General features: G+C 63.7%; 6 protein-coding genes and 1 pseudogene. 3 read left to right on the top strand and 4 right to left on the bottom strand.

Annotation, left to right across the window (positions count from 1 at the left end):
• Positions 1–367: pseudogene (locus EN939_RS19725) on the bottom strand (metallophosphoesterase); the annotation flags it as partial.
• Positions 368–476: 109 nt separating this feature from the next.
• Between EN939_RS19725 and EN939_RS19730 the strand changes: the two are divergent.
• Positions 477–1,070 carry a hypothetical protein gene (locus EN939_RS19730; protein ID WP_127269330.1) on the top strand — a complete coding sequence of 198 codons (594 nt, stop codon included), beginning with the start codon at positions 477–479 and terminating at the stop codon, positions 1,068–1,070.
• Between the two features lie 64 nt (positions 1,071–1,134).
• On the opposite strand, the gene EN939_RS19735 is transcribed toward EN939_RS19730, so the two are convergent.
• On the bottom strand, positions 1,135–1,815 hold the full coding sequence (locus EN939_RS19735) for a TetR/AcrR family transcriptional regulator (RefSeq protein WP_127269335.1): 681 nt from the start codon (positions 1,813–1,815) through the stop codon (positions 1,135–1,137).
• Between the two features lie 96 nt (positions 1,816–1,911).
• On the opposite strand from EN939_RS19735, the gene EN939_RS19740 reads away from it, so the two are divergent.
• On the top strand, positions 1,912–2,691 hold the full coding sequence (locus EN939_RS19740) for an NIPSNAP family protein (protein WP_127269331.1): 780 nt from the start codon (positions 1,912–1,914) through the stop codon (positions 2,689–2,691).
• Here EN939_RS19740 and EN939_RS19745 read toward each other — a convergent pair.
• Positions 2,688–3,500 (bottom strand): alpha/beta fold hydrolase, encoded by an 813-nt coding sequence (locus tag EN939_RS19745; RefSeq protein ID WP_127269332.1) that lies wholly within the window; start codon positions 3,498–3,500, stop codon positions 2,688–2,690. The genes EN939_RS19740 and EN939_RS19745 overlap by 4 nt on opposite strands.
• 8 nt (positions 3,501–3,508) lie before the next feature.
• Positions 3,509–4,447: a choline ABC transporter substrate-binding protein gene (gene choX / locus EN939_RS19750; protein ID WP_127269333.1), complete on the bottom strand. Its 939-nt coding sequence runs from the start codon at positions 4,445–4,447 to the stop codon at positions 3,509–3,511.
• 81 nt (positions 4,448–4,528) lie between these two features.
• Here choX and betI point away from each other — a divergent pair, with 81 nt between their 5' ends.
• Positions 4,529–5,167 (top strand): choline-binding transcriptional repressor BetI, encoded by a 639-nt coding sequence (gene betI, locus EN939_RS19755; protein ID WP_127269334.1) that lies wholly within the window; start codon positions 4,529–4,531, stop codon positions 5,165–5,167.
• Positions 5,168–5,274 lie beyond the last annotated feature (107 nt).

The following is a 5,274-nucleotide window of genomic DNA, read 5'->3' on the forward strand; positions in this document are numbered from 1 at the left end:
CGTCGGTGACGTCGCCGCCGACGACGAGGCCGAGCGGCGTGCCTATCTTGCCGGCGGAACGCAGGCCGGTGGCGACGCCATTGATCTCGGCCGGCCAGTCCTTGTCGCCAAGCGCATTCAGCACCGCCACGTTGCGCAGCAGCGCGGCGTCGGTCTTGCCTTCCTGCAGGCAGTTGGGACTCAAGCCGCTCGCCATCCGGCAGGCATGGACATCGGCGATGAACAGGAAGGTGGCGTCGATCGCCTGGACGCGTTGCCCGGTCTGGCCGAAGGCCGGCCGCGGCAAGGCGCCGGCCGCGGCAAATCCCGCAGCCTGTACCAGGAAGTTGCGTCGGGAAAACGATCCAGTCGAAAGGCGATTCATCATCTGCTGATTCAGCATGGACAGCAGCCGGTCGTCCAGCGCCTCTGCGCCATCATCGACATGACGCCATGGGTCTGGCATGTCTCGCTTGCGCGAGCGGAGGAGGACGAAAATGAAAGCCGCAGCTATCTGCATGATCCTGGCCGCGATGTTGTGCGCGAGCACCGCGCATGCCGCCGGTTGCGTCGATGCCAAGTCCGCCAGGAAGGGTTTCGTTCTGGCGAGACCCGGCATCCAGAGCGAATTTCGGCCCGTGGCCGGCGGGATGATGTCGGTTGCCAACACCAACGAATCGCAATCGCCCCAAACCCAATATCTGTTCGCCGGCCTGATCGAGGTGTTTCGCGACAGCGACACCGGCCGGCAGGCGATGATCCCGTTTTCCGATCTGCGAAAGCTGTTCCCGCTGAAGGCGGGGGCAAAGGCCACGATAGAGTTCGTCGAGTTGTCGCCGAACAAGCCGCCGAAGGGCACAAAGACGCTGAGCCTTGTCGTCAAGGGCAAGGAGACATTCCGTCTGGGCGACTGCAAATACAATGTCCTGGCGGTCAAGGAGACCTTCAAGAACGGCGACGGCGAGACGCTGGATTCATTCACCGCCCTTTATGCGCCCGATCTGCAAGCCGCGCTCGCGCGGCGCTACGATGAAGGCACCGGTTCGGAATCCGTCAACGGCTACGAGACGATCAAGCCGCTGGCCGAGTAGCTGAACCAGAGCCCGGCGTTCCCCACCTCGCCCGGCATCGGATGAAGAACGCAGCGCCGCAAAGTCAAGAGGTTCTCGGCCGTGGCAGTATCCTGTTGCGTCGCCTGGCTGCCAATCCGCCCTGCGATGGCGACGGCGCGCTGCGCTCCAGCCCCGCCAGGCAATCCCGCAGCACACCGGCATCCTGCGCCGTCTTGGCCATCGACATGGCCCCGGAATAGGCGGCGACCGTCAGCGCGGCGAAGCGTTCGGGGTCCGTGCCCTCGTCCTTGCCCGCCTGCTGGTCGGCACGCAGCTTGTCGGCAATCGCGCGCCGCCACCCGGCAAAGATACCGGCAAGGGCAAGGCGGAAATCGGGATCGGCAAGCGACAGTTCGTGCGCCAGATTGTTGAGCGGGCAGCCGCGCACGAAACCCTGCTGCTCCAGTTCCGCCGCCACGGCCTCGAACACGGCGCGCACGCCCTCGCGCGCCGATGCCGCCGCCAGCACCGGCGCGATCCATGTCTCTTCGACCGCTGCCGCCACACGCTCGTCGATCACAGCCAGCGCCAGCGCCTTCTTGGTCGGGAAGTGGTGATGCAGCGCGCCGCCGCTGACATCAGCCGCCGCCATCAGGTCGCCGATGCTGGAGGCGTGATAGCCGCGCGCCTGGAACGCATCCTCGGCGACATCGAGCACTTTCTTGCGCATGCCTTCAGGGTCGTTGGTGCGTTTTCCCGGGCGCGGTTTTGGCTGGACGGTCATCTCTGCTGACATTGCCGAACTTTAGCATGTTGACAAAACAGGACAACCGGTCTGTTTTACAAAACAGGACGATCACCCTGTTTTGGAGAATGTCGGATGAACCTGCCCCAGAACGTCGCGACGAAACCCTCAGCGCTCGCTTCGCCTGTCGTCGAGCTTCGGCAATACACGCTGAAGCCTGGCCGGCGCGACACGCTCATCGGCATCTTCGACGGCAGGCTGATCGAGGGCCAGGAGGACGCCGGCATGACCATCATCGGCCAGTTCCGGGACCTCGATCGGCCTGACATGTTCGTCTGGATGCGCGGCTTCGACGGCATGGATGCGCGGAAAAATGCTCTCGCCGCTTTTTATGGCGGGCCGGTCTGGGCGGCGCACAGCGATGCGGCCAACGCAACGATGATCGATTCCGACGATGTGCTGCTGCTGAAGCCGGCGTGGCCCGCCGCCGGCTTCGACCTCGCGGGCAAGCAGCGGCCAAGCCTGGCCGATGACGAAAAGCCCATTCAAAACAAACCGCTGACCGGCATCGTTGTCATCGAGATTCATCATTTGCAGCCCGGCACAGAGGCTGATTTCGCCACTCGCTTCGAGACTGAGACGGCGTGCCTGATGACGGCCGACGCACGCCTGCTCGCCGCTTTCGTTACCGAGCATGCCGAAAACAGTTTTCCGCGCCTGCCGGTACGGGCTGATGAAAACGTCTTCATCAGCGTCATGGGTTTTGCCAGCACCGAGGCGCATGCCCGCCACCAGGCCGCCCTCGCCGCTTCTCCGGCATGGCAGGATTTTTGGCAGGCCGCGCAGCTCGGCCTGACCAAACAAACGGAGACTTTGCGGCTGTTGCCCACATCGCAATCATTGGTCGGGCGTTAGACTTCAAATGCCTCGATGATCGCCTTTGCGACAAGGACCGGATCTTCCCAATGCGGGTTGTGGCCACAACTCTCAGCCCGAACGAAGACGGCTTCGGCAAGAGCGGATTGCAACGCCTGCTGGTGCGCCGCGCCGAACAGCGGGTCGCAGGCGCCGGCGATGATCAGCGTCCGGGCCTGCACGACTCGTGCCGAGTCGGTCAGGTCGGCGCGGCGGATTTCCTCGAGAATCGCGCGCCAGCGCGGGGTCGGCATCGCCGAGGCCTCTTGCGCCAAGCCGGCGAGAAAGGCTGCTGGCACGTCGGTACGACAGGCATGCCACCAGGCATAGAACGGATCGGTCGGCGATATCGGGTCGCGCAGGGCCTCGACGCTCACCACCAGCGGATGACCCGGCGCGAAATCGGGCTTCAACGTGCCGGCCAGGACCACCAGCCCGCCGATCAACTCCTTGTGCCCCGCAGCCAAAGCGACAGCCACCATGGCGCCCAGCGAATGGCCGACGACGACCGGTCGGTCGAGTTGTAAACTCTGGATCAGCCCGGCCATATCATCGGCAAGATCGGCGATGCCGCAGTTCTTGCCAGCCTGCGAGGCGCCGTGGCCGCGCAGATCCGGCATGATCAGACGACGGCCGGCCAGATATGGCGCCAGAAGCGAAAAACTGCGGCTGGTGTCGGTGAAGCCGTGCACCAACAGCAGTGCCGGCTCGGCGCCTGATACCTCGACATAGGCGATGTCGAGATCGCCGACAGTGACGAATTGCTTGCGGCCGGACCAGGCGCCCTGCTCCGGCAAAGCATCAAGCACCGCCGCTCTCACAGACCGAGCTTTTCCTTGACCGCGGCGAGGCCGGGTTGGCCGTCGAAGGTGGTGACGCCGGCGAGCCAGGCGTCGAGGCGGCTTTTGTTGGCCGTGATTGCCTTCAGCGCGCCGTCCTCCGGCTTCATGCCGTCATTGATCAGATAGCCCATGCCGACATTCTCGAAATCGATGTCGAAGGCGAGATTCCTGAGGAATTGCGCGACGTTCGGGCATTGCTCGAGATAGCCCTTGCGCACCTGCGTCGTCACCGTCGCGGCGCAGAAGTTCGGGCCGAAGAACTTGTCGCCGCCGGTCAGGTACTTGAAGTCGTACATCGTGTTCATCGGATGCGGCGCCCAGCCCTGGAAGACGATGAACTGCTTTTCCTTGATCTCGTAGCCGACCTCGGAAAGCATGCCGGCTTCGCTGGACTCGACCACTTGCCAGCCGTCCAGGCCAAAGGCGGGATCGGCGATGGCGTCCATCATCAACTGGTTTGAACCGGGCTCGATGCCGTACATTTTCTTGCCGAACTTGTCGGCGAATTTGTGCAGGTCGGAAATGTCCTTGACGCCGGCATCCCAGGCGTAGGTCGGAACGGCGAAGGTGTATTTGGCGCCCACGAGATTGACGCGCACATTTTCGACCGAGCCGTCCTTCTTGTAGGGCTCGTAATAGGTGACCATGGCCGGATCCCAGTAGCCCAGGAACAGGTCGAGGTCCCTGTTCTTCATGCCCTCGTAGATGACGTTGATGCCGAGCACCTGGCTTTGCGGCTGATAGCCGAGCGCCTCCAACAGGACGTTGGCGACCCCCGTGGTGAAGGCAAGGTCGTTCCAGCCGGGTTCGGCCATGCGGACCGTCCTGCACTCTTCGGCCTCGGCCGCCTGGGCCGCATGAGAGGCCAACATGAGGGCGGCCAAACAGACGCCGTTTGCAAGGATGCGCAACATTTCGGTTCTCCTCATTCGTGAAATTGACCAATCGGTTTTTTTATTGTCCCATGGGTCAATTCTTGATCTGAGCGGACGAAAATGTCAACGTGGATTCGAAATGCATGGACCAATCCCGTGAAACTCAAGCGTCTCAGTGAGATACGCCGCAAGGAGCTGCGGCAGGCGGCCTTCGTGGTTCTGGAGCGCGAGGGCATTGCCGGCGCGACCCTGGAAAAAGTGGCCGCTCAGGCAGGTGCCTCCAAAGGCATCGTGCTGCACTATTTCCGCAACAAGCAGGAACTGTTCGAGCACGCGATGCGCGAAGCCAATGCCGTCCTGTGCCAGGCGGTGATCGCGCGGCTTCGCCGGGCGCGTACGCCGATGGAGCGCATGGATGCGGTGATCGAGGGCAATTTCGAGGAGCATCTGTTCCAGCCGCCTCTGTGCCATGCCTGGCTGTCGCTCTGCGCCGAGGTGCCGCGCGACGAGAAGATGGCCCGTATCCAGCGGGTGATCCATGCGCGCATGCGCTCGAACCTGTTGTCGGGCCTGCACGGCCTCGCCTCGCCGGCGGATGCCGACGACATCGCGCTTGGCGTCACGGCGCTGATCGACGGGCTTTGGCTGCGGCTCGGCCTGCAACCGGGCAGCGTCTCGCGCGAACAGGCCGTCCGCCAGGTCAAGAATTATGTCGCGGGCCGGCTGGCCCTGCGGGAGCTTGCGACCACCGGCGCGTAACCGGCCTCGGCTGGCCTATCGAATGGTATTCCTGAGATGTCTGCCCGGCACGAACCCCACCCCTAACTTGCCGGGGCGAGCCACGGGTCTCGCCCGTCCTTCGGACC

It is taken from the genome of Mesorhizobium sp. M7A.F.Ca.CA.002.05.1.1 (assembly GCF_003998335.1).
Taxonomy (GTDB): domain Bacteria; phylum Pseudomonadota; class Alphaproteobacteria; order Rhizobiales; family Rhizobiaceae; genus Mesorhizobium.